Here is a 25,197-nt window from a genome sequence, read left to right on the forward strand (position 1 = left end):
TTTATATGCTTAGCTTATAATCTTGTTTCTGATGGAAGAGGCTGTGGCCCGGATGTTGGCAATATCTTCGGGCTTGATATCGATCGTGCTGGAGCTGTTGTCTTTGATGACCATAACGCCATCCACGATCTCGAAAGTTGATTCTTTATAGGTATACGTGATGTTTACCTTGTCATAAATCTTTTTCAACTCCTCCATGTCAGTCAACAATGATGCCATATTTTGGTCCGTTTCCTTGTAGAAAGAGAGGAGCAGCAATATGTTTTCGAGGATGATTTTTTGCTCACCGATGGTTTCTTGCAGTTCCTTGTTGGTCGGGTTGGCTTGTGCCACTTCGCACGTGATGTGGAGCGCTTCCAGCCAGCCGCCGGTCAGGAACAACACGCTAAGATTCGAGCGGTTTTGCGTTTGCAGGTAGTGGTTGATGCTGTTGAAGTTCTGGGTGGTGATGAGCAGCAGCGAATCGAGGTTCTTGCTGTTGGTGGCCAGGCGGCCAATGGTTTCGATGTCGAAAAATTGGCCAATGTTGAGGCCGTCGGCCAGGCTCTTGATGGAAGCCATGTATTTCACACCGTCGTTGTTCTGTTCATAGATATTGGTGTAGCCCAGGTCGGTGCCATAAACGCCCAGGTTGAGGGCTTTCTTGTAGTTGCTGTTGTACTTCGAGCTGTTGTCGGCCGAGTTGAGGTAGCCCACGTTGTACTTTTTGCCGGACTCTTTCAGCAATACCGAGATCTCCAACGGGCTTGGGATCTGTTGCAGGATATCACCAATAACGCCTTCGGATATCGAAGGCCCCTCGGCTTTCGCCGTGTCCAGCCCTTCAATGAAAGCCTGCTCATCCGTTTTCTTGGAAGAGCCGCCGCATGCGAAGAGCGTCAGTATTAGCCCGATCAATACAATTCTCATAGCTATAAAATTATTCGTTCACAAAGTTAGAAATTCAGCATTCCCAGCCAAAAAGTTACCTGAATGCTTTATTTATTTTTCGGTTTACTCTTGGGCAGGTTGAACTTGCCCGGCACCTTATCGAAGGAGTTGATCAGCTTGCGAAGCCACTCAAAATACAGGGTGACGTATAGCAACAGGGTCATAAGCCAGATCACCACGTTATTGAACACAAAGGTGTCGATCCTCAGCCCCAAAAACTCCTTTTGCGGTGCAAAAAACTGTGCGCGGTAGTCCAGGGGGCTGCGGGGTTTGGGGTCAAGGAACACAGGGTTGATCTGCTGGATAAGCTCGCCATTGTATTCGATGATCCGGTCCTTCTCCGACACATTCCTCACCAGGTCCGACAGACTCTCGTTGAAATAGAGGTTCTTGGCGATGTTGAGGTCATATTTCTCAGCTTTGTCGTTCTCCTTCTTGAAGATCTCTTTCTCCCGCGCGGCCACAGCACTGTTGTACATGCCCTGGTAGAATTTTTTGTATTCGGCCAGGAATTCTTCCAACGCCTTGTTGAGCTCGGGCGTGAATTTAGCAGGCGTCCATTCGGAGGCAAAGTATTTGGCAAAGCCTTTGTCCCGCTGTGTGAACGGGTCGTTCTTCAGATTTTGTTCGATGATCTGAAGATCAGTGCGCATGATCTGTTGCACCGAATCCCGTTTGTCTTTGGCGTTTTCAACGATGAACTTCCGTTTTTTGTCCATCTCATCCACGAGGTAAGACGCCTTGAAGTCGGCCTGGTTTTCTACTTTCTCCAGGAAAAAGTAAGGCTTCTCATAGCTGTTGTTTTTAAACTGATCCACCGCCAGCGCTTCATATGCCCAACGCGAGGCCATGAGATCGGCCACGATGGGCACTTTACCTTTGGTGCTGATGATGTTGTTGAGTTTGTCAAAGCTAAAGAGCAAACCGCTCAGGATCATCTGCGGGATGAGCAACAGCGGGATCATGACATACACCGTAACCGCCGAGTTGAAGGCCGACGAAATGTTGAGCCCCAACACGCTGGCGAAACACGACACGGTGAAGAGAATGAACCACGTTGGCAACAACATGCTCCACTCGATTTCCAGGATGAGGTTGCCAATCAGCACAAACGAAAAGGTCTGCACCGCCGACAGCACAAACAGAATGGTCAGCTTCGACATCAGATAGCTGTTCCAACTCAGGTTTAGGAAAGACTCCCGGCGCAGGATCTTGCGGTCGCGGATGATCTCCTCCGCGCTCACGGTCAATCCCATGAACAGGGCCACGATGATGCTCATCAGCAAAAATGCAGGCAGGTTCTCGTTGAACCGGAACATATAGCCCGTGCCGCCGGGAGCGCTCTTGTACTTGATGATCACGGCCAGGATGATGGCCAGCAAAGGGGCTTCCAGCAGGTTGATGAGGAGGTATTGCTTGTTGCTGAGCTTCGACAACGTGTCGCGGGTGGCAAAGATCAGGGTTTGCTTCAGTTTGTTGGGCAGGCTCAAGGACTGGGGCGGTTCTTCCCGCACGTCCTCGACGCGGTTGATCTTGAAGCGGTCTTTGTACAGGTCATACCACTGTGGCGGAGTCACTTTCCGCTTGTTAGTGGGCTGACCGTATTCGTCCACCACCTTGGCTTCGATGATGTTGAAGATCTGTTCGGGGTTCACATTACCGCAGACCTCGCATTGGCCGCGGTTGCTGTCGACCTGGTGAGTGGATTTCTTGAAATAGGTAACGGCCTCGATGGGCGGGCCGTAGTAGGCCGGGTAGCCCCCGGTGTCCATGATGATCATCTTGTCGAACATCTTGTAGATGTCGGACGAAGGTTGGTGGATCACCACGAAGATGAGTTTGCCTTTTAGCGAAAGTTCTTTCAGCAAGTCGATCACGTTCTCCGAGTCGCGCGAAGAGAGACCGGAAGTGGGTTCGTCCAGGAAGAGAATAGCCGGTTCGCGGATCAGTTCCAGCGCGATGTTGAGACGCTTGCGCTGGCCACCGCTGATGGTTTTGTCCAGCGGGTTCCCTACGCGCAGGTCCTTGCGTTGGTCGAGGCCCAGGTTCTCCAAAACTTCCATCACGCGCTTGTGAAGTTGTTCTTCGGTGAACGTGGCGAAGCAAAGCTTGGCGTTGTAGTATAAGTTTTGATAGACGGTGAGCTCTTCGATGAGCAGGTCATCCTGCGACACATAGCCGATGACGCCGTGTATTTTATCTTTCTGAAGGTTGATGTCGAAGCCGTTGATGAGGATCTGGCCTTTGGTGGGCTTCACCAGACCGGCCATGACGTTGAGCAGGGTGGTCTTGCCTGCGCCGCTGGCGCCCATGATGCCGATGAGTTTGCCGGGGCCTTCGGAGATGACCACGTTGCGCAGCCCGATGCCGCCGCTGGCGAACTTCAGCTCTTCGATGTTCACGTTGAAGCTGAGCTTGGTGGTCTTGAGTTCTTCGTTGAAGTTGGCCACGAGGTCGCTATAGTACAGCGCGTCGCCGGCCTGGGTCTTGATGGTGCTGCCGTGTGAGAAGAGGTACACGCGGTTGGACGGCATGGGAAATCCGTTCAGCGTGTTGGATTCTTCCCCGAGGTATTTCACAAAATACATGTCCACACCGCGCACGCGCATAAAGATGAGGCTGCCTTCGATGTGGCCGTGGACGTGTTTGTAGAGCTTGCCTTCCTCGGCTTTTTCGGCCTTGTCCAGCAAGAGGATGTCGGCAAAGTTGAGGGTCTTGGCGTCTTCGGAGATGACGAAGTTTTCGATGAGCTGGTACTCGTATTGAACGATGTTAAAAACGGTGGAGGCCGTGTTGATGATCTCCATGCGCTGGGGCGTGAAGTTCTTGTCGGTGCTGACGAGTTCCAGCAGCTTGATGACCACGACGACTTTCTGCTTTTGCGTGAGGGTCTTGTTGATCTTCTTGCAAATGCCCAGGGTCTTTACCGAATCTTTTACCGAGGTAAGTTTGGACTTGCCTTCTTCTTCCTCTTTGCCAAAACCGGAGTATTGGTCATAGAGTTCGAGGTATTCTTTGACAGAATCCTGGTCGAGTTCCGTTTGAAAGAAGTTGATGACGAATTGACGTTCACGAACGGTGACCCCGCCGTCTTGTTTTGTGATGATGCCAAAAAGTTGGGTGAGGGCCTTGAGTATTTCTTCACTCATAGATAGCGAGTTGGACTATAAAGGTAATAAAAAAATATCGGTTACCAGCCTATAGAATTCCTGTGCGGACGTTCTAGAAATGGCCAGTAACCGATTAATTATGAAGGGCTTAACTCAGTAGGTTTTGAACTCGAAGGGGATCTCCACCAACTCGGAAAACTCTTGGCCGGCTTCTTCCATATCCTCGTCGTCCTCGTGGAAATACCAGAGTATTTTCATGCCTTTGATGTCTTCCAGCGCGGAGAGAACATCCAGGATCAATTTGGACGATGCGGTGTTGAAGTACTCCAGCTTGAAGACAAAATCCGTGGAAGGGTTGGACTCGCCACCATACGCTTCTATCCATTCCAATACCGGGCGATAGAACTCGGCGGAGTCTTCGGGCAGTGAACGACCGGAGATTTCGAATATGCCATTCTTTTTATCGAGGATTATCTTTGGGGTGTCTTCCGTTCCTTCAAGATTTAAAATTTCCATGGTATCAATCTATTTTAAGTGGTTCATCAATATTATTCGTTGTCGCGGGGTACGTTCACCTTCAAGCAGAAGAAGCAATAGTCGGCATTCATTTCGGGGAACTCGAATTCGAGTTTTCCGCCAGACTTCCGGGCCATATCCACAAATCCCAATCCTGCACCTCCCTTGTCGGAGATGGTGGTGTTCTTAATGATCTCTTTGTACAACTCCTTTAGTCCATCCTTATCCAACCCGTTGATCTGTTCCAGGTTTTTCTTAAGCTTGGGCACGTTGGTTTTTTGAACGGGGTTACCCGACATGATACTGTAACGGTTAGCCTCCTTGCCGATGAGGAAGATGGCGGCATGACTGCGGATCTGCCCGTCGACCAGTTCATCGCTATGCTTCACAATATTTTGCAGCGCCTCGACCATTACATTGAACACCTTGCGCTTGATGCTGGATTCTTCCCCTGAAGAATCGAGGTTTCGCTCGGCCATGGACAGTATGGATTTGGTGCTCTCCTGGGTGAAATCACCCTGATACACCAGAATCAGTTTCTGCGACATCATGGTGCGGTGCAGGTCATAAATAAAATTCATGCTTCAGAAGATTAGATGATTAAGTTTGTGGTTCACTAAGATATACGTTTTATCCTTTAAAACCTTCCGGCACTACACCGGAGAGGGTGTTCGTGTTAAAATTTTATACCGATCAGCAGTACGTCGTCCGTCTGTTTGGTGTCGCCGCGCCAGCCTTCCCATTGCTCGTCAAACGTGGTCATCGCGGTTTGCATGGGCAGCGTGTGAACCTGCTCGATGATCTCGCGGGTGCGCTTCGGTCCGAACTTGCGGCCTTCCGTGCCTCCGAACTGATCCGGGAATCCGTCTGAACTGAAGTAAATGGAATCCCCTTTCTCGAGTTTGATCTTTGTATTGGTAAAGTTAGTCTGGTTCTTAAAAATACCGCCTCCAATGGGGAATTTATTTCCCTTGACCTCGTCCATCACGCCATTCTTCATGATGTAAAGCGGGCGGTGCGCCCCGGCATACTCTACCTCGCCGGCGGTCATATTGATCTTACAGAGCGCTATGTCCATACCGTCCTTGGTGGTGGCGTCCTCGTCCTGACGTAGGGTGGTCGTTACGCCTTCGTCCAGCAAATCCAGGATCTTGCCGGGCTCGGTGATCTTCCGGCTGCGTACGATATCGTTCAGCAGGAAGTAGCCGATCAACGACAACAAGGCCCCGGGCACGCCGTGTCCGGTACAGTCTACGGCCGCGATAAAGATATCGTCCTTGATCTGCACGAACCAGGGGAAGTCTCCGCTCACCACGTCACGGGGTTTGTAGAGGATAAAGGAATCCGGCAGCGCCTTGTTGATCACCCTGGAGTTGGGCAGGATGGCATTCTGAATGCGCTTGGCATAGTTTATACTTTCCGTGATCTTCTTGTTCTTATTCTGAATTTCCAACTCGATCATCTTCCGCTCCGTGATGTCGTGCGACACCACCAGCACCGATTCCAGCTTGTTGCTTTCGTCGAATTCGGGGATGGCGTTTACCTGCATCACCCGCTTGCCCATTTCGGAAGCAAAGTCCATTTCGGCCGAGGCCTTTTCGTTGGTGTTGTTCACTTCTTCCACCACCTTCAACCAGCCTTCCAGGATCGAGGCGTCGAGCTCCACTTCCTTCACTTTCTGGTTGAGGAACGATGCCGGTTTCTTGCCGGTATATTCTTCGATAACGGGGTTGATATACGAGATCGATTCGCCTTCCAAACGCGTGATAAGGTCGAGCGAGTTTTCCGACAAGGCCTGCATCTTGCTTCGCATCCGTTGTTCCTGTTCCGCTCTTCTGCGCTCGGTGATGTCGCGCGAGTTGAGGATGAAACCGTGGATGGCCTGGTTGGACATCAGGTTCCGGCCCGTGGATTCGATCCACATAAAGCTGCCGTCCTTTGCACGGTATTCGTATTGCATGGTCACCTCCTCTTCGGGAGTGGCCTTCATCTTCCGGAAAATTTCCCGGAAAGTATCGCGATGGTCGGGGTGCACTTTGTCGATGTCGCTCCGGCCGATCATTTCCTTCTGGCCATAGCCCAGGATGGACTCTACCGACGGGGAGATGTAGCGGATGCTTTCGTCCTCTTCGTAGATCGTGATCACTTCCGAGGCGTTTTCCAGCAACAGCTGCATCCGGCTCTGTGTGCGGTTCACCTCTTCGATCTGCTCTTCCAGTTTTTGGTTGGAGCGTTGCAGCTCCTCCTGGGTAGCTTGCATTTCTTCGGCGTTCTGGCGAAGCACTTCCTGCTTTTCCTTCAGCTCGTTACTCATCTCCTGCGACTCGGCCAGCAGCTTGCGCGTGCGCTCGTTCACTTTGATGTTGAAGATGGTCCGGGCCAGGATCAGCGAAAGCTCTTTCACGAAGTTCACCTGCGAGGGATCGAACTTCTGGAAGCCGGCAAACTCCAGCACGCCATACACTTCTTCGTTGGTGATGAGGGGCACGATGAGAATACAACGCGGGCGTTGGTCACCGAGAATACCCGAGGTGATCGTCACGTAGTCGGACGGGATCTCCGTGCGCAGGATCGTATCTTTTTCAGCCGCAGCCTGGCCCACGAGGCCTTCCGCAAACTTGAATTTTCCTTTCAGATATTTCTTACGCGAATAGGCATGGCTGGCGCGAATTTCGATGACGGGGTGTTTCGGATCGTCGTCGTTCACGATGTAGAACGCGCCCTGGATGGCACCGATCTTGGCGAGAATGAATTTGATCACATCTTCGCCCAGTTCATCGGTGGAGTCGTGCATACGCAGGATCTCGCTGATCTCGGCCACACCGCGTACGATCCAGTTGCGTTCCTTATCGCGACGCTCGTTCTCGATCAGGTTGTTGCGCATGTTGATGAGCGACATCCCGAGAATATCATTGTCGCTGGCGGGCTTGAAAGCGGTGTCATATTTGCCTTCCCCGATGCGTTGCGCAAAATCGGCGCTGTTCTTCAGGGCCTGTACCAATTCGTCAACTTTCGTGCTCATCTGGCCGAACTCGTCGCCGCTTTGCTCGCCCGAAGACTCGGGCAAAACACCTTGCGCCACCAGGCCGAGCGTGTTGCGCATGCCATAGAGCGGACGAGTGAGGGAGCGGGAAAACATCATGGCCAGCAAGGTGGACAGGGCCAGGATACAGAGGGCGGCATAAATAAACAGGGCCGTGAGATCGGAGGCCTGGCCGTCGGCTTCTTCTTTGTCGATCTTGACCAACAGGGCCAGGTTGGCCAGGTTGATCTTGCGACCCGCTTGCAGCACGTCATGACCGTGATAGTCGACGCCTTGCACAGGGGGGGTCTTGCCTTCGAATATGGGGGTGAAAGCGGCTACGAATTTATCTTTTTGATCTTTCGGGTCCAGCAATTGAATGGCGGCCGTAGTGTCGGAGCGCAGGGGGCTCACCAAGGCGATCTTGCGCGACATCGGGTCTTCACGGGCAATGATCACTTCACCGGTAGTGCCCAGTCCCTGGTAGCTCTTCAGTACCTTGTAGGGCACGTTCAAGTCAAGCTTGATGAAGATGAGGTGTTGTGCGCCGGCATTGTCCGTCACTGCGCCCACGGCGTAGGTGTAGTAATTCTTTTTGGTCTTGTCGCGCAGGATGGCGGAGAAATAGAGGTTGCTTTTGGCGCGATCGAAGGTCACACCGTCGGGGTCCACCAGGTTGCCCTTCACAGCAGGATCCGTCGACGCCAGTACCGCTCCCGTTGCGGAAGTGATGGTGATCTCGTCGACACCCAGCACATATTTTTGGCTCGTGAGGTAATCAGACATCGACTGGTCGGTGGATACGGATGTATTCAATATGGTGTCTCCACTCACCGCGTCGGGAGCAGGGGCGCCGCCCATCAAGGCCGACATGTCATCGGCGGCCGGAGCCGCGGCGGCAGCCGTACCACCACCTTTGACGCGATCTGAATTTTGAAGGATCTTGATGGCCGTACCCGCTCTTTCGAAATAGGTGTTGAAGTAGGCCGCCCGGTTGTCGGCAATAACGCCGAGGTTGGTGGCGAACTTCTCCTGGTTTGCCTTGAGGTGATAGTCAAAGCTGAAAAAGCTGATGGCTGCAACGGCCACCAGGGAAATCGCCAGGATAAGGAGGGTGATCTTGGTACTTATGTTAATGCTTTTCATCATATGCGTTGGACGCTAGGATTTGTGCTTAAGAAATCTTGTCGGCAATCAATTGGGCGGCTTCTTCGACAAACTTGCGCTGATCTTCGTTGATGGGGCTGAAGGAAGCGATCTCCAGGATCCCTTGCACCTGCCCTGTTTTTTTCAAGGCGGTGATCAACAAGAATTTTGGCGACGCGCTACCCAATCCCGAAACGATCTTGATATAGCCTTCCGGCACATCGTCGACATACAGCGTGTTGCCACTCGCGGCCGCCTGACCGATGAGGCCTTCACCGAATTCGAAACGGATCACGGAGCTTTCGGCGAGGTTCAGGGCATAGCCGCTCTTCAACTCGGCAAAGCGTTTTCCGTCTTCTTCCACGATCCGGTACAAGGCACCCTGACCGGCATCCACCTGTTTGCAGATGGCGTGCAGACCGGCTTGTAAGATTTGTTTTTCACCCTTGGTTTGCTCCAGGCTGGCTTTCACCGTCTCGAGGCTGATGGTGCTTTTGCCCGACGCGGCAGCTTCCTGTTGGGCCAGGGAGTCTTCCAGCTTGCGGTCGCGGAACACGATGACTTCTTTCTTGTAGCGCAGCGCGTTCGCCAGGCTGATCGCCCCGATCAGGAAGGTGAGGCTGATCACCAGGTATACTTTCAGAAAGCTGGGCTCGAAGCCGCGGGCCAGGTTGAGGCTGCCGGGCAAAGAGTAAATGAAATACACGGATACACCTGCTCCTAACAGGAACAGTGAAGCCAGAAGGAGGCTTATTTTGTATCGGTCGTTGAAGAGGCCTATCATCGGTATTGTTTATCTAGTTCTTTTAAAAACTCTACTATCTGGTCTACTTTCATCACATAGTCGATCTCCGTGGCCGCCAGCGCGGCCTTCGGCATGGTGTCGATCATGCATTCGGTGGGTTCTTGCACAATGGTCAGACCGTTGCGGTCGTGAATGTGTTTCATGCCCAGGGCGCCGTCTTTGTTGGCGCCGGAGAGCAGGATGCCCACCAGTTTTTCTTTGTAAACAAAAGCACAACTGCTCAACGTGATGTCTATGGCCGGCCGCGAGTTGTTCACCATCTCTTCGGTGGACAGGGCAAAACTGTGGCCCAGTTCCACACTCATGTGATAGTTGGCCGGCGCCAGGTACACACTGCCTTTTTTGATGTTCTCTTTATCGTGGGGTTCAGTGACCTGCACCACACTTTTTATGGAGAGCGCCTCCACAAAGCCGTTGCGCACGTGCTTTAGCCGGTGCAAGCACATGATGATCGGCAGTGGAAAGCCTTTGGGCAATTGCGCCAGGATTTTGACTACACCCTGAAAGCTGCCTGCTGACCCACCGATAACAACGGCCTTATAGCTGTTATTTAGGCTGATTTTTTTCATTCGTCAATAGACAACTCTCCTAATCTTTTATTTTCTTATAAATCTTCTCTTCATTATTCACCACGATAAAACGGTTGGCATAATCACACCATATCAATGACTCTTTTGACCCAATGGCCAGATATCCGTATTTAAATAGGCTTTCATGGAATTTCTTCAACACTTCGTTTTGCAACGTCTGGTTGAAATAGATCATCACATTGCGGCACAAGATCAGGTCGAACTTGTTAAAGATGTCGCCCACCACCAGGTCGTGACGGCGGAACGAAACGTTCATCAACAGGTCTTTATTGAAAACGGCCATGCCGTTCTCTTCTTGATAGTAGTCTTTGAAGGATTTGGTGCCCTGGAACCGGATGTAGTTCTTTTCGTTGAGCTCCATGTTCTTGATGGGGTAGGTAGCGGCCTTCGCGCGTTCCAGGATGTTCACGTCCAGGTCGGTGGCGATCATGGTCACATCGTGCAACACGCCCATCTCTTTTAGCATAATGCACATAGAAAGCACTTCCTCGCCCGAGGAGCAGCCGGCATGCCAGATTTTGAATTGCTTATGGTTGAGCATGATGGCGGGCAGGATCTCTTCGCGCATCACACGCCAAAAGCTGGGGTCACGAAACATTTCGGTAACATTGACCGTGAGCTCGTCGAGAAATTCGTTGATAAAGGGAGGGGAGTCGTTCAGTTTTTTCAGGAGACCTTCCACCGAGAGCTTCTTCAGCTCCATGATCCGAAGCACGCGCCGTTTGAAAGACGACATAGCGTAATTCCGAAAGTCATAGTGATACTTCTGATAAATGAACTCCGAGATCCGTTTAAGGTCGGCAATATCAATGTCCAACATGGTGGTCTTTTAAAAAGGAACTCAAAATTACTTCAAGCATACTACTGCCGGACGAATTTCAACGAGAAATCTTACACGCGTGGAAAATGGCCGGAAGCATTTTATTTTTAAAGAAAATCAAATTAACCCATTCGTACTAATTCCTTGAGGAAAAGGACGTTAAAAAGTGGGATGACCGCTAACCTCGCGTTGCCGTTCAACGCGGGGAAAAGGCCGTCCAGACTCAGCGCGCCGTCTTTCTATCCAATTCTTCTTGCGTTATTTGCAACGCTTTCAAGTTCACCTGGAGGGCCTGCTCCACGGCCACGGCAAGCTCCCAATCGTCGGCTTTGGGGGAATGGGTCAGCTTGCTCTGCAGGGCGTCTGCTTCTTGTCGGTATTCCTCTTCCTTTTTGCGCCACGCGGCCTGTAGGGCTTCTATTTCGGCTCGGTTGGCGGTTGATTTCGGTTGGGCTTCCAGTTCGGCTATACGCGCCAGGTAGTTCTTCTCCTTCCGCGACACTTCTTCCTGGGTGGCCTGCATTTCCTCCATATTCTGCCGCATCTCTTCTTCCTGGGCGCGCATCACCTCCGTTTGCTCCTGGAATTGCTCGATCAGGTTGCGGTTCTTCTGCGCGGCCGTGACCGACGCCAACGTGGAGGCAATAGACTCGCTCAACTTCTCCACAAAAGCGATCTCGTGTGGCAAAAAGGAATTGAAGGAGGCCAGTTCGATGATGCCATAGACCTGGGTATCAACCTTGAGCGGCACCATGAGGATGGATTTGGGTGGCGCATCGCCCAGGCCCGAGGTGATGCGGATGTATTCTTCGGGCACTTCCGGCAGGTAGGTCGTCTCCTTTTCAAGGAACGTCTGCCCCAGGATGCCTTCGCCCAGTTTGATCTTTTTTTGTTCGAACTTCTTGATGTCGAACGCAAACAAGGCCGTCAGTTGCAGGTGCTTGTCGTTGGCGTCGTCTTCGTTCAGCAGGTAGAGGCCACCCTGGTTGGAGCGCGTGTATTGCACGAGGGCGGCAATCACCCGGTCGCCCAACGTGGTCAGGTTGTCGTTGGAGGAACGGAGGATGTCCACAAACTTGGCGAGGCCTTCGTTGGCCCATTGGCGCTTGCGCTCTTCTTCGTTCATCGCCCGGAGTTTGGCCTGCATTTCGATGAGCGAGTCGGCCAGTTTGTTCTTGCCTTGCGTGTAGGTGCTGTCGAAGGTCTGGCGGTAGTCCACGTCCAGCTTGCCCTCGCCGATGGCCGTCACAAAGTCGGTGGCATCTTTCAGGTTTTCGATGGTCTGGTTGATCTTTTGCGACAGTTGTCCAATCTCATGACCCGGGAGGTCGCGGGTATGGACGTGACCTGCCGTATTGCTTTCCAGGCGTTTGATGGGCGACAGCACGAAGCGGTTGAAGACATAGAACAGCCCACCCAGCAACAGCACATCGGCCAGCAGAAAGAAAGCAAACCAGTTTAGCACGGCCTGTTGGCGGGAAGCGATCTCGTCTTCCAGGTCTTTGATGAGCTTGTCGTACCAATGGGAAACGGAGATCCACTGGGCTTCAAAGTCGGCTTTCGCCTGATGGTATTTGGGGTTGCCCTCGGTAGTGGCCGGCATTTCCGGAGTGGGCGCTGCCAACGAATCGGCTGGCGCGGCAACGGCAGTTTTCAGGGTTACAGTTTCGCTTTCGGTGAGCAGCGTGTGAACACTGGTCTTGTAACGGGTCCAATAAGGGTAGAGATTATCGTAGGTGATGTGGGGAAGGCGCGACAGGGGTGTCAAAAAAAAATCGGTTCCGTCCATGCGCCCACCCTTGGCCAGCGTTTGCAGCTCGTGATCTTGTTGTTCCAGTTCCGCCGCCAGTGGCGCCGCCAGGTCTTTGTGGCCGTTGATGAATTGTTGCACCTGCAAGGCGATCTCCTGGTTCTTCACCTGGATGCTGCGGGCATAGTCGATTTTGCGCTCGGACTCGTTGAGGCGTTGGATCGTGTGATGAACGGCAAAATACTCGGCGATAAAAAGTATGGTCATCAGCACCAGGATGTATACGCCCCATTGCTTCAGAGATTTATCGCGCCAAAATTTCATAATCCAGTATAAAGTAAACAAAGAAAGTAAAATAAGGCGAAAGCCAAAACAGGATGTCAGGTTAAGGGCAACTTAGTTGATTTTGGCTGCTCGAAGTGTGGAGGAGGTGAAGCAGAAGGGCAGGAGCGATTGGGCCGACGGTGCTTTTACCCATTGACGCTCCTCCGTTTGCATCACCACTTCGAACGGTTTTCCCTGGCGGTGTTCGAACTCCAGCATCACCTGCCGGCAACCTCCGCAGCAGGTGGCGGGTGTCAGCTCGGTGCCCGTTTGGTGCCGGGCCACCACGGCCAGCTTCCGGATGACTTGCCCCGGGTATTGAGACGCCAGGGCAAAAAGCGCGACGCGTTCGGCGCACATGCCCGAGGGATAGGCGGCATTCTCCTGGTTGGTCCCCGCCACGATCACGCCATTGTCCAGCAAGAGGGCTGCACCGACTTGAAATTCCGAATAGGGTGCATGCGCCGTGGGCAGGGCGCGTTCCGCGTGACGCACCAGGTCGAGCGATTCAGCGTCGAGGGCTTGTAGGGTCGGGGCAAGGACAAAATCTTTCATAAGGGAAGGACGAGTGTTGTAGTTAAAGATACAGAATAAATCAGGAGCCAGAATCCAGGAGCCAAGAGCCAGGAGCTTGTTCTCGGTATCCCGGTAGCCAGTAGTAAGTAGCCAGTAGGGGTTTGGGTGTGTGGTGCGAGTGTGAGTTTTGAATTTGTGGGCGATGTTTCATCCTTCTGAAAAGCAGATCCCCAACGATCAGCTCCTCCTACAAGTGTCTCGGCTGCTCACACTCCTCCAACTTCTAGCGAAAGAATTCTGGCTACTGGAATACCGAGAACAAGCTCCTGGCTCCTGGCTTCTGGCTCCTGGCTCCTGATACCTGCGCTCAAATTACCCCGCCCGCTTCACGACGCAATTTCCCGATAAATGATAGATTTGTCGCCGGCGCAACAGGGGTGTCCTGTTGAGGTTCGTTTAAAATCGTGGATCCCCTATGAAGACCATTCTTGTTCTGGGCGCTGGGCGCTCGTCCTCGTCGCTTATTCAATACTTGTTGCAGCATGCTGCGGCCGGACCGTGGACGGTGGTGGTCGGCGATTTCTCCGAAGCCGCTGCCCGCGAAAAGATCGGGACGTCGGCGCACGGCCGTGCGATCGCCTTTGATATCAACAATGAAGCACAAAGCAGCGCGGCCATCCAGGAGGCCGACGTGGTGATCTCGCTCATGCCCGCCACCTTGCATCCGCTGGTGGCCCGGCATTGCCTGCGATGGAACAAGCATCTGTTGAACGCCAGCTATGTGTCGGACGAAATGCGGTCGTATCATGCCGAGGCTTTATCCAAGGGGTTGCTCTTTCTGAACGAGTGTGGTCTGGATCCGGGCATCGACCACATGAGTGCGCTGCAGGTGATCGATGGCATCAAGGCCCGGGGAGGAACGTTGCTGTCGTTCGAGTCGTTCACCGGCGGTCTCATTGCCCCCGAGACCGACCCCGAAAATCCGTGGCGCTATAAGTTCACCTGGAACCCGCGCAACGTGGTGATGGCCGGCCAGGGTACGGCAAAATTTTTACAAGACGGACAATACAAATACATTCCCTATCAACAACTCTTCCAGCGCCTCACCACCGTGTCGGTTCCCGGCTATGGCGACTACGAAGGCTATGCCAACCGCGACTCCCTGAAATACCTGGAAACCTATGGGCTGCAAGGCATACAAACCATGGTGAGAGGCACCCTGCGAAACAAGGGCTATTGTCACGCCTGGAATGTGCTGGTGCAATTGGGATGCTGCGACGATACGTATGCGATGGAGGGCGTCGCCGAAATGACCCATCGCGGCTTTGTGAATGCTTTCGTGGAGGCGCCGGCGGCGACACTGCAAGAAAAGATCGCCGCAATGTTTCACATCTCCCGCGAAGGCGAAGAAATGAAACGCCTGCAATGGAGCGGTCTGTTTTCGGAGGAAAACGTGGGGCTGGCGTCGGGAACACCGGCGCAGATCCTGGAACACATCCTGGCAAAAAAATGGAAGCTCAATCCCGGCGACAAAGATCTGATCGTGATGTGGCATCGGTTCCGGTTCACCTTAGCGGGAAAAGAAAAAGAAATCCAGGCGCACCTTGTCGCTACCGGGGAGAATGAGGTCCACACCGCCATGGCCAAAACGGTCGGGCTGCCGGTCGGCATCGCCGCTAAATTGTTGTTGGAGGGTAAGATCAAAACCCGCGGGGTTGCCATTCCCGTGACAAAGGAATTTTATGATCCCATCCTGGAAGCGCTGGCGCTCTATGGCATTCGTTTGATAGAAACGGAATATTGAGGTCCTAAAGTCGTAGTTCTTAGTCTTAGCGTCTTGTCTATGTACATGGCCCGGAGCTGAATAACAGTGACCATGCACCCCAACCTCATCAGGGTTACCCTTGGGCTTAGCTCGACGTGAACTGGCAAAAAAAATGCACTCAAGCCCGTAGGGCTTTCCCATCATAACGCCCGGTGCAACCGGGCGAACAGCGACGATACATAACAACCCCAGCGGGGTTACCCTTCGAGTGGGTTCTCCTTGCAGATCCGATTCACACTATTACACTTCAGAATCTCCATTTACTCGTACTCAGCATACCATACCCCGAACCTTCGATGGAACCTTACGCATTTGGCACTCTAGAACATTCGTACTAATATAGGTTGCGCCTACGAATTTACATTCCCACACTAGCGGTAACCCTTACAGGGTTGAAATACATGGACTCGCTTCGCCCGGTTGCACCGGGCGTTATGATGGGGAAGCCCTACGGGCTTATTTAGTTTAACGTCTTGAATTCGCCCCTTTTTCCAAAGAAGTTAAATCACGATAATTTGTGCTTAGGCTAGACCATTAGGCTAGGGACAAAGACACCACTCATCGGCTTATCCCTGACCGTTCTTAGGCCAATGGACTAACGACTAATTTTCTCCCGGTTAACGACAGGGATATGGGTAGCGAGATGAAATAAATCAACGACCAAAGTCCGGAATGCGTAATGCTAAAAAACAATCCCGTTTGTAAACCATAGAACAACGGTACGAGTACCAGTCCGAAGGCATATTGAATGGAAGAATGGAATTGTTCGTTGTGTACTTTCTTTTTTACAAACCAGGTGATGATGCTGCCCGGCAAAAGGTGGTTGATAAAGGCATAGAGGAACAACGGGTTCAGCCAAGGCCAGCTTTTCTTTGTGCGTACCGGCGCGATATTTTCCAAGTTGGCGGGGATGTTTTTGACGATCGCTTGATCGGCCGCCAGTTGGGCTGCCAGATCGTTTTGTGTCACATGGTGTTGGTAGAGATAAGAAACCTTTCGCTCGTACTCGTCGCCATCGCCTGCGATGTGCAACATGAGGGGCTTGAGGCCGTCGCTGGTCTTATTCATCAGCGTATCGGTGTCAAGCTCATCCTTCGGGCTTCGTCCATTGTCCGTGGAGGCGGCTTGATGTGACACCACGGGAATGGCCTCTCCGAAGGTGACCAGCACTCTCGATCGGAACTTCGCGTGATCTTCGTATTGAATGCCTACGGGCACGATCGTGAGCCCGAGCGTGTAGTTGCTTTTTTCTTCGGCGCGCAAGGCGATGCGGGCAAATCCTTTTTGCAGGGGGCGCAGTTTCCAGTAGCCGTCGTCGTTTCCTTCCGCGAAGATGAGGAGGGATTTTCCGTTGATCAGCATTTGCGCATACTCCTCCATGGCGGCATCATTTTTTCGCATGGTGCTGAAACCGTCGCGAAAACGATAGAGCGGTTTGATCTGCACCAGCGTCAGCGCTTTGACGGCCCAAGGCTTCCCAAAGATGTTGGCCCGGGCGATGGACCAGGGGTTGGCTGCCGAACTGCAGATGACCAGGATGGCATCCATGAAAGCGCTTTGGTGGTTGGCCACAAAGATCACGGGACCTTTCGGTAGGGGAGCGACGAAGCGCACCTGCCACTGCCGGAAAAAGAGACGCAGCGCCAGGCGGCAATACTGCTTCAGGGAAACGTAAAAAGCTAATGCAAACACGGCCTTAAATTAATGGAGTCGCGGTAAAAAACAATTCCCGTTCGCAGACTTCGCGATCAGGTTGTTGGTGCCGGCAGGGGTCTGTTGCGCATGAACGAAGCAAATCCAAACCCGCTCACCAGGTGCCAGATGCCCCACCAGGCGGCGACCAACGCCATTTCGACATTGCCCCCAAAAAAACTGAAGATCAGAATGAGACCCAGTCCCGAATTGTGGACGCTCGTTTCGATGGCCACGGTCCGGTTCACGGCCTCGTCGTTTTTGAGCACCTTGCTAAAAAAGTAGGCGCAGACCAGGCCGCAGCCGTTGGTGAGCAGCACGATCCAAAAGATCCTGTGAAAAGTGTCGATCAGGATGCTCTTGTTGTTCAGGAAGGCCATGACCACGAACATCGTGAGAATGATAATGGAAATGATGCGTGCCGGCTTGGCCACGCGCTTGGCAATGGCAGGCCATTTTTCGGCCACGAACATGCTCGTCACCAAAGGCAACAGCAAGACCAGGAGCATCTTCGAGGTGAGTGACCAAAAATCGACGTGGAGTTCCTTGACGTCCGAATGCAAGGAGGGCACGAGCGATGACCAGAAAAAGAAATTCAACGGCGTCATCACAAAAGCAAACATCGACGAAAATCCCGTGAGCGCTACGGCGAGGGCGACATTTCCCCGGGCGTGTAGCGAAAAGAAATTGGAAACACTTCCCCCGGGGCACGACGACACCATGATCAACCCCAGGCCCACACCGTGGCTGACGGGCAACAGCGTGACGACGATGACGGTGACCAGCGGCAACAACACATACTGCCCCAGCAAGCCGGTGATGACCGCTTTCCGCTGCGAGAGCAACTGTGTGAAATGTTCGCGTTTGATCTCCAGGGCCGTGCTCAGCATGATGAAGGCCAGGCAGATGTTCATCAGTGTGATGCTGCCTTCTGAGAAATTGATGCTAGGAGTTTCCGGATGCAAGGGGGGTAATTTTTTGGGATGAAAAAATAAAGGGTTTGGGATAAAGATAAAAATAACCCTGGTTTTAATAAACCTTATGAATCCACACTGTCGCGGTGATTTTCATACCACTGGTCGGCAGGCAGCGACCCGCCGGATGCCGCCTGTACGGCCAACTGGTCGCATCGTTCATTTTCCGGGTGGCCGGCATGGCCTTTGATCCAGATAAACTTCGGTTTATATTTTTGATGGAGCGGAATGTAGCGTTGCCACAGGTCGGGGTTGGCCTTTTTGGCGAAGTTCTTTTTTTGCCACCCCCAGATCCAACCTTTCTCTACCGAATCCACGACGTATTTGGAATCGGAATAGATGGTCACCGGGTGGCCTTCTTTTTTTATGGCCTCCAGGCCGGTGATGACAGCCAACAGTTCCATGCGGTTGTTGGTGGTAAGCCGGAAACCTTGCGCGATCTCTTTCACGGCGCTCTGAAACTTCATCACTACGCCATATCCGCCGGGACCGGGATTACCTTGGGCGGCGCCGTCCGTGTAGATGCGAATCATGCGGGGAATACATTAGTTTTGAAAATCTTCACGGCAATGGCCAGTAGGATCACGCCAAACACACGACGCAAAACGGCAAAGCCCGACTTGCCGATGACGCGCTCCAGCCACGACGACGAACGGAGCACGATATAAATAAATACGAGGTTCACTAGAATACCCACCAAGATGTTCCACTCATGGTACACGGCCCGCAGCGAGAGAATGGTCGTGAGCGTACCGGCTCCGGCAATGAGCGGGAAGGCGAGTGGCACCACCGAACTGGAGCCCTTGGCGTCGGGGTCGTCTTTGATGAGCGTGATGCCCAGGATCATTTCCAGGGCCACGATGAAGATAACGATGGCCCCTGCCACAGCAAACGACGCCACATCCAGGCCGAACAAGTGCAGGATCGACTGTCCCAGATACAGAAAGATTACCATGAGAAACGCCGAGATGAGCGTGGCCCGTTCGGCATAGATCCTTCCTTCCCGCCTCCGGATGGCGATGATGATCGGGATGGATCCCAGGATATCGATAACGGAAAAGAGAATGAGTGAAACTGAAAGAATTTCTTTAACGTCCAGCATGAACCAAAATTTGGAACAAAGCTAAACTAAAAATGCCGGACTTTTGCCCGGCATTTCTTTGTAAACCTTACTTGCGTAAATCTTTAGAAGTTGATCTGATATTGCAACACCACTTGTCCTTTGTTGCCGGCCTTCACCATATCGGTGCCTTGCGTCTCAAAGTATGGGCGGTTCTGATAGTCCAGGCTGATCTTACTGGTGTGGCCTTTGATGAGCCAGTTCACCCCCACGTTCCAAACATTCATGTTGCTGGCCAGGCGGTCGTAGTTGCCGGCTTGGATGGAAGCGTAGGGCATCAGTGTGCCGTTGCCCGTGCCGAGGAGATCTTTCTTCAGCAGGTAGCCCACTTGTGCGTACACCACTTTTCCACTGCCGAACATAGGGAATGCGTTGCCTTGCGTACCAGCGTATCCTCCGGGGTTTGCGCCCGGGGCCATGCCGTCGGCAGGATTCATCACGCCGTTGTAGCGCAGGTAGTTGTGTCCATAGTCCAGGTTGAAATATCCGGCGTAGGCCGACAGCGCGGTTCCTTTTTCTTCATCCACGGGAGCATCATAGTACAGCGCCACCGACCACAAGTTCATGTTGTGGTATTGTTGTGTTACGCCGGCATCTTCGGAAGTCCACAGGGCATTCTTTTGCGTGATGAAACCGGCTTCGAGGTTGAAGACGTTTTTCTTGCCCAAATAGGTGCCCGTCATATACGGCGTGGTGTTGGATTCTTTGTCAAAGAAATTATACATGAAGAATCCTTGATATTGTTTGTGGTGCCCCTGCTGCGCAAAGGTGGCGTTGGGATTGATCGCCGGTAGTGCTGCACCGTTGGTGGTGATGGGAAACGGATCGCTCATCACGATGCGATAGTCGAACTTTCCGAGCTGACCACGGGCATAGATGCTCAGCTTGCGCGAGAACTCGTCGGTTTGGTCTACGGTGGCCTGTGCAAACACGGGAACATCCATCGTCATGATCGTGCCGATGCTGGGCTGGCTAAAGCGCGACAACCCATTGGTGATGGTGAGACCGCCACCCAGCTTCAGCTTTTCATTGTCTTTCCAAACCTTGTATTCCCCCAACGCATCGTGGAAGAACACCTGGAGCTTCCGGTTGCCGGCGTTGTTGGAAAGGAAGTTGAAGTTGTTTTGTCCGAATTGTGTATAGAAGAACACGTGGTCGGTGAGTTGACCATAGAATTGGATGCGGGTTCGGCGCAAGCCAATGTCCACGGTGCTGCTGGCGGGATCTTTCAGTACGGTAGTGCCGGGGTTGCTGTCGTTGTAGCGCAGCCACACCTGGTTCAGGAAGGTCCATTTCAGATAATGGCTTCCGTCTTCGTTCAGTTTCAAACGCATCTCTTCGATGGCAGGCTTCGGCGCGGGAGGCGGAGTCTGTTCCTGGGCGAACGCGGATATAAACGGCATCACCACCATCCCAAGGATGGGTAGGGTAAAGTTTTTCATGTGTTCGTTGGTTTGTTTTTAAATCGCAGGCACAAAGGTATGTTCGTGCGAATTTAATTCAATGCGATAACCGTGTTGTAGAGGATGTTGTTATAAAAAACTTGCTTGAGTTGTGCCGGGCCGTTGCCCATCACCACTCCAATCAGGTGGAGGCTGTTCGCCTGCATGCGCTCGCGCAGAAACGGATAGTCGAGCAACAGTTTGCACTGATCGATCACGTTCAGTTCCAGCAGCATTTGGTCGCGCACGGTCTTGGGAAGTACCCGCACGTTGGGATTTTTGAAGTAGGCGCCCAGGTTGAAGTGCAGCATACGGCTCAGGAAGGGGTCCTTTTTCAGGGTATCCATAATGTGGCAATGCGTATGGCCCACGACAATGATCTGCGTGCATCCTTTTGTCCCCACGAAATACTCCAGGCTCTCTTGCTGCAAATAGTCGTGACGTTGCAGCATGGCGCCAAGCGAAGCATGTGTGAATACTTGTCCGGAAAAGTCTTCCGTCACCTGCAAACCACACTCCCGGCAGGTGATCACCAATGTTTTCTTCAACCCGATCAGGGGCTTTAGCGTCGTCAGACTGTTCATGCTTATGCCAATTGAGTTTCGGATTTGCCCACCGCCTTCATAAACCCGTTCACAAAAAGCAGTACCGACTTGATCTCTTCCGGCGACAGCTTATCACGCTTGGCATAGACGACCAGTCTGTTGCGATGTGACTCCACGTGAATGCTGTCGTGCGTTTCCAGGTAGGTGAGCACCGCTTCGCGGAAAAATTCGCGTACCGCATTTTCGTCGTCGCCGCGCAGGTAGAAGAGGCGCGAAAATTCCGGGTGGTTCTTGAAGTCGATGTCTTTGCCCTGGGTCATTTGCGAAAGCTTGTTCCATAATTTTTCGGGCTCCAACGCAAAATGCGGGAGCGTGCCTTCGATGTCGGACACCTGCACCACGGTGATGGTGGTGTCGGTTTTGGTCACATCGCCTTCCGTCAGGATCAGATCGGAGATTTCCACTTTTCCGAATTCGGTATACTTCGTGAGGATGTTCTCTTCGTATTGGATCTTCGTTCCGGTTTGGATCGGGAAGTTCCGGTACTTCAGCGAGTTCTTCACCTTTTGGGGATAGAACACCATGTCGTTGTCTTCTGCCAGTCGCCGAAGTTCGATCTGGCGGGTCGACAACCGGATCTCCAGTTTCGAAGCGTTGCCCGGCGTGTGTTTGCGTGCGGCCAAAGGGTGATTGGAGAATGGATTGAATTTGTCCAAACCTTCCCAGATCAATTTGCCACCCGTCAGATGATAGTCGTCTTCGAAATGATGAAGTTGCTCCATAAACGAGTGATCCACCAGCTTGGCATCGGCAAAATTGAAGATGATGGTTTTGTTGGGTTTAAATTGATTGAATAGTTTTTTGAAGCCGAGGAAGTTCGAGAAGGTTGCGGAACCTTTTACGTTCACTTTGTACTCGTCGTCGTTTTCGGTCAGGGTATAGTCGGCTTTGAAAAGACTGGCCACGGGCGCGCCGTTGATGATGTGGAAGGCGAACTTGGTCAGGATGCCGGCGGCGACACCGAGCAACAAGTCTTCGGCCACGGTGACGATGATGGTCACGCAGAAGATGGCAAACTGTTCAGGGCCGATTTTATACGTACCGATAAATTCTTTCGGTGAAGCCAGGCGATAGGCCACCGCAATCAGCATAGCGGCCAATGCGGCGGTGGGGATCATTTCGATGACCGGGATCAACACCAGCATCGAGATCAACAGGAAAAGGCCGTGGAAGAAGTTTGCCCAGCGGGTGCGTGCACCGTTGTTTACGTTCGCCGAGCTACGGGCCACTTCCGAGATCATGGGCAGACCACCCAACAAGCCGGAGATGCCGTTACCCAAAGCCAAAGCCTTGAGGTCTTTGTTATAGTCCGATTTGCGTTTGTAGGGATCCAGGCCGTCGATGGCCTTCACCGTCAACAACGACTCGAGGCTGTTCACAAACAAGAACATGAAAACATATTTCCAGAACACGTATGTGCCGATGGCGGCAAAGCTGGCATTGAAGGAAATGTTCTGCCAGAATTTGCCGATGGAAACCAGGGAGCCTTTATACTGGCCTTTGAAATCCATCACCATGGCCAGCGGGATCATGATGACCAACACGATCATGGGGGCGGGGATCTTTTTGAAGATGCCGCCTACCATCGGCAAACCGAAAATGATGATCAAGCTGCCGATCCCAACGATGGCAATGCTCCAGTTGGCATTGGCGATAAAGACGGGGATGTGCGTATAGAGTTGGATGGGCGACAGATCTTTTGTGAACGATGGATTGACACCCAACAGGATGGGAAATTGCTTGGCGAAGATCAGTACACCGATGGCGGCCAACATGCCGTGCACCGCAGAGTGCGGAAAGAAATCGCTAAACGATCCAAACTTCAAAAATCCGAAGACCACCTGGATGACCGACATCACCAAAACAGCGCCGCAGGCGAGTTGTGTGGCGCTAACGCCTTCGATGCCCAATCCCCCAAGGTCGGTCACAGCACCCGCACAAACGGTGATCAAACCGGCGGCGGGCCCTTTTATCGTGAGTCGCCCCCCTTGAAAAATACTGACCACCAAACCGCCGATCATCGCCGTGAGCACACCCATGGCGGCGTCGAAACCGCTGGCCTTGGCAATACCCAAGCTGAGCGGGAGCGCCAGTAGAAATACGAGAAAGCCCGACAGCGCATCGGTGCGCCAGTTCTGCTTCAGGCCTTCCAAACCGTCTTTAGGAATTTCTAATGTTTTCATGTTTGAAAAATTTTAATCTCAAGTCGGCGGCGCAACACCGCGTGAAAATGAGGCCAGACAACAATTTTTTTTGAATACCAGTAGGGGGGGTGCGATGTTGCCCAAGGCAAAAGGTGAGCTATGCCCTGACCATCCAAATCCTGTCAAAAAATGACGTTTACAAGTCTTTTGATACCTGAATCGACATCACCCGGGGGCCATATGCCGAACGTCAAATTATTGCTGAACATGAAAAGAATGGAAGCGTCGGTATTCTTCCCGGAATCCCGCCGCAAAGCAAAAAGGGATCAGATCTGGAAGGTGCAGAACAACGTCAACAGCGCACGTTGCGGATGGTTATCCGGGGCACTGACTATGGTGAGCTTATTTTGATAAAACGCGATGAGGTTCACACCGTGAGCCGCCAGGTCCAACAGCGGGGGCGTGCCCTCGGAAGTGAGCACGTCATCGTGTTCTTTTTCGTCATTTTCTTTTAACAGCAGGGGAACGACAATGGAGTTATGCTGTGGATGAAAGGCAGTTTCCCGATCGGCGGGGATCTCCTGCACGACCAGGGGGAGGAATGCGGGAGCAAGAAATTGAAACAGCAGCAGGATGAGTGCTACGCGAACAATTTGCTTGGATATCCTGGACATTGCGCTCATGATCAGAAACAAAGGTTAGCATAAATTCATGACAATCGAAAACTTCCCACGCAGTTTTTCTTACATGTGGCGTTTTGACAATCGATTGCAGGACTTTACGCTGAACTTAAAATTTCTTTAAAATGGCCATCAGTTTTTTGATCTCCTTTTTCTTCAATGCCGGAAAATTGGCAATCCGAAACGTCGTCGCTTTCCACTCGCCATAGCCTTCTCCCAGCAAAATGTCGTGCTTCTTCGCCAGCGCCTTGATGTGTTGCAACGTGTCGGCGTCGCCGGTCACCGGCACTACCGTGTGTGAATGAACCGCGCGGTTGCTCACCAGCGGGGCGATCGTTTTACGTTCCGACAAGAAGGTGACCCAGTCTTCATAGCGTGCCACGATTTTTTCCTGCGTGTCTTTGATGTTGTCACTGTCTTCCAGCACGCGCATCAGCAAATAGATGCCCAGCACGTTGGGGGTGCAGGGTGTTTGCCAGCGGGTCATCATCGAAGTCATGAAGGTGAGGCTGTTATAATGCTCCTTTTCCGCGATGTGATTGGAGCGCTCGATCGCCTGGGGAGAGCAAATCATGACACCGAGTCCGGCGGGAAGCCCGAAACATTTTTGAACAGAAGCAAACCAAATGTCGGCCGCTTTGAAATCCAGGGCAATGCCGGCCATAGACGACACGGCGTCGACCGCGATGAGATGTTTTGGGTGATTTTTTTTGATCCGTTTGATCAGTGCCGACGGCACTTGTGTTCCGTTCGATGTTTCGTTTTGAGTGATACAGATCACACCTTCTTCGGCGAAGGTGAGCTTGGCGGGGTCCAGTTTCTCCTCCACACCAAACGGCACGGCCGTGGCCCCGCTGTGCAGGCGCTGCGTGTACTCGTGCCACTTCTGTCCGAAGGCGCCGTTATATAAGTGATAACTCTTGTCGGTAATGAGCGACTGGGCAATGATCTCCCAGCACTCGGTGGCCGACGAGGTATAGAAAATCGTGTAGTCGGAAGGGATGTTCAGCCGTTGTTTCAATAGCGAAACCGTGCGCTCGGAGATGGCCATGAAGGCGTCGCTGCGATGGTTTATGCTCATCACGCCCAACTCGTGCGCGTCTTGCACATAGCGGGGTATTTCGTCGTGTACGCGTGAAGGTCCTGGATAAAAGCTGATCATGGGGGAGTATCTGTTTTGGGTTCG

General features: G+C 52.5%; 20 protein-coding genes. 1 reads left to right on the forward strand and 19 read right to left on the reverse strand.

Annotated elements, in window-relative coordinates; translation table 11 throughout:
* Positions 1 to 9: 9 nt before the first annotated feature.
* The 10 genes from BUB30_RS20490 to BUB30_RS20535 form a co-directional block, all read right to left on the reverse strand.
* Positions 10 to 909: a hypothetical protein gene (locus BUB30_RS20490; protein WP_073137708.1), complete on the reverse strand. Its 900-nt coding sequence runs from the start codon at positions 907 to 909 to the stop codon at positions 10 to 12.
* A gap of 68 nt (positions 910 to 977) precedes the next feature.
* A complete protein-coding gene (locus BUB30_RS20495) occupies positions 978 to 4,079 on the reverse strand; it encodes an ATP-binding cassette domain-containing protein (RefSeq protein ID WP_073137710.1) in 3,102 nt (1,033 codons plus the stop codon).
* A gap of 114 nt (positions 4,080 to 4,193) precedes the next feature.
* Entirely contained in the window at positions 4,194 to 4,556 is a 363-nt protein-coding gene (locus BUB30_RS20500; RefSeq protein WP_073137712.1) for a DUF1987 domain-containing protein, read from the reverse strand.
* A 32-nt stretch (positions 4,557 to 4,588) separates the two neighbouring features.
* A complete protein-coding gene (locus BUB30_RS20505) occupies positions 4,589 to 5,137 on the reverse strand; it encodes a SiaB family protein kinase (protein WP_073137714.1) in 549 nt (182 codons plus the stop codon).
* A 95-nt stretch (positions 5,138 to 5,232) separates the two neighbouring features.
* Positions 5,233 to 8,727: a PAS domain S-box protein gene (locus tag BUB30_RS20510; protein WP_073137716.1), complete on the reverse strand. Its 3,495-nt coding sequence runs from the start codon at positions 8,725 to 8,727 to the stop codon at positions 5,233 to 5,235.
* 25 nt (positions 8,728 to 8,752) lie between these two features.
* Positions 8,753 to 9,508: a GAF domain-containing protein gene (locus BUB30_RS20515; protein ID WP_073137719.1), complete on the reverse strand. Its 756-nt coding sequence runs from the start codon at positions 9,506 to 9,508 to the stop codon at positions 8,753 to 8,755.
* Positions 9,505 to 10,098: a chemotaxis protein CheB gene (locus BUB30_RS20520; protein WP_073137721.1), complete on the reverse strand. Its 594-nt coding sequence runs from the start codon at positions 10,096 to 10,098 to the stop codon at positions 9,505 to 9,507. Before BUB30_RS20520 ends, BUB30_RS20515 begins: the two co-directional genes overlap by 4 nt.
* Before the next feature lie 19 nt (positions 10,099 to 10,117).
* The gene (locus BUB30_RS20525; protein ID WP_073137723.1) at positions 10,118 to 10,939 is read right to left on the reverse strand and encodes a CheR family methyltransferase; all 822 of its coding nucleotides are present in this window, start codon (positions 10,937 to 10,939) and stop codon (positions 10,118 to 10,120) included.
* Positions 10,940 to 11,162: 223 nt separating this feature from the next.
* Positions 11,163 to 13,013, reverse strand: a complete 1,851-nt coding sequence (locus BUB30_RS20530; RefSeq protein ID WP_073137726.1) for a GAF domain-containing protein — start codon at positions 13,011 to 13,013, stop codon at positions 11,163 to 11,165.
* A 72-nt stretch (positions 13,014 to 13,085) separates the two neighbouring features.
* Complete coding sequence (locus BUB30_RS20535; RefSeq protein ID WP_073137728.1) at positions 13,086 to 13,568, reverse strand: cytidine deaminase; 483 nt, start codon at positions 13,566 to 13,568, stop codon at positions 13,086 to 13,088.
* Between the two features lie 436 nt (positions 13,569 to 14,004).
* On the opposite strand from BUB30_RS20535, the gene BUB30_RS20540 reads away from it, so the two are divergent.
* On the forward strand, positions 14,005 to 15,333 hold the full coding sequence (locus tag BUB30_RS20540; RefSeq protein WP_073137730.1) for a saccharopine dehydrogenase family protein: 1,329 nt from the start codon (positions 14,005 to 14,007) through the stop codon (positions 15,331 to 15,333).
* Positions 15,334 to 15,936: 603 nt separating this feature from the next.
* Here BUB30_RS20540 and BUB30_RS20545 read toward each other — a convergent pair.
* From BUB30_RS20545 to BUB30_RS20585, 9 genes are all read right to left on the reverse strand, one after another.
* On the reverse strand, positions 15,937 to 17,046 hold the full coding sequence (locus BUB30_RS20545) for a 1-acyl-sn-glycerol-3-phosphate acyltransferase (protein WP_073137732.1): 1,110 nt from the start codon (positions 17,044 to 17,046) through the stop codon (positions 15,937 to 15,939).
* A 56-nt stretch (positions 17,047 to 17,102) separates the two neighbouring features.
* Positions 17,103 to 18,011, reverse strand: a complete 909-nt coding sequence (locus BUB30_RS20550) for a bile acid:sodium symporter family protein (RefSeq protein WP_084138274.1) — start codon at positions 18,009 to 18,011, stop codon at positions 17,103 to 17,105.
* A gap of 74 nt (positions 18,012 to 18,085) precedes the next feature.
* Complete coding sequence (rnhA, locus tag BUB30_RS20555; protein ID WP_073137734.1) at positions 18,086 to 18,553, reverse strand: ribonuclease HI; 468 nt, start codon at positions 18,551 to 18,553, stop codon at positions 18,086 to 18,088.
* Entirely contained in the window at positions 18,550 to 19,122 is a 573-nt protein-coding gene (locus tag BUB30_RS20560) for a MarC family protein (protein WP_073137736.1), read from the reverse strand. The genes rnhA and BUB30_RS20560 overlap by 4 nt, the downstream gene beginning before the upstream one ends.
* Positions 19,123 to 19,205: 83 nt before the next feature.
* Entirely contained in the window at positions 19,206 to 20,582 is a 1,377-nt protein-coding gene (locus tag BUB30_RS20565; protein ID WP_073137738.1) for a hypothetical protein, read from the reverse strand.
* Between the two features lie 53 nt (positions 20,583 to 20,635).
* Positions 20,636 to 21,166, reverse strand: coding sequence for a carbonic anhydrase (locus BUB30_RS20570; protein WP_073137740.1), 531 nt, complete (start codon positions 21,164 to 21,166; stop codon positions 20,636 to 20,638).
* Between the two features lie 2 nt (positions 21,167 to 21,168).
* On the reverse strand, positions 21,169 to 23,370 hold the full coding sequence (locus BUB30_RS20575; RefSeq protein WP_073137742.1) for a SulP family inorganic anion transporter: 2,202 nt from the start codon (positions 23,368 to 23,370) through the stop codon (positions 21,169 to 21,171).
* A gap of 287 nt (positions 23,371 to 23,657) precedes the next feature.
* Complete coding sequence (locus BUB30_RS20580) at positions 23,658 to 24,014, reverse strand: hypothetical protein (protein ID WP_143165012.1); 357 nt, start codon at positions 24,012 to 24,014, stop codon at positions 23,658 to 23,660.
* 106 nt (positions 24,015 to 24,120) lie between these two features.
* Positions 24,121 to 25,173: an aminotransferase class V-fold PLP-dependent enzyme gene (locus BUB30_RS20585; protein WP_073137746.1), complete on the reverse strand. Its 1,053-nt coding sequence runs from the start codon at positions 25,171 to 25,173 to the stop codon at positions 24,121 to 24,123.
* Positions 25,174 to 25,197 lie beyond the last annotated feature (24 nt).

Source organism: Chryseolinea serpens (assembly GCF_900129725.1).
GTDB classification, from domain to species: Bacteria; Bacteroidota; Bacteroidia; order Cytophagales; family Cyclobacteriaceae; genus Chryseolinea; species Chryseolinea serpens.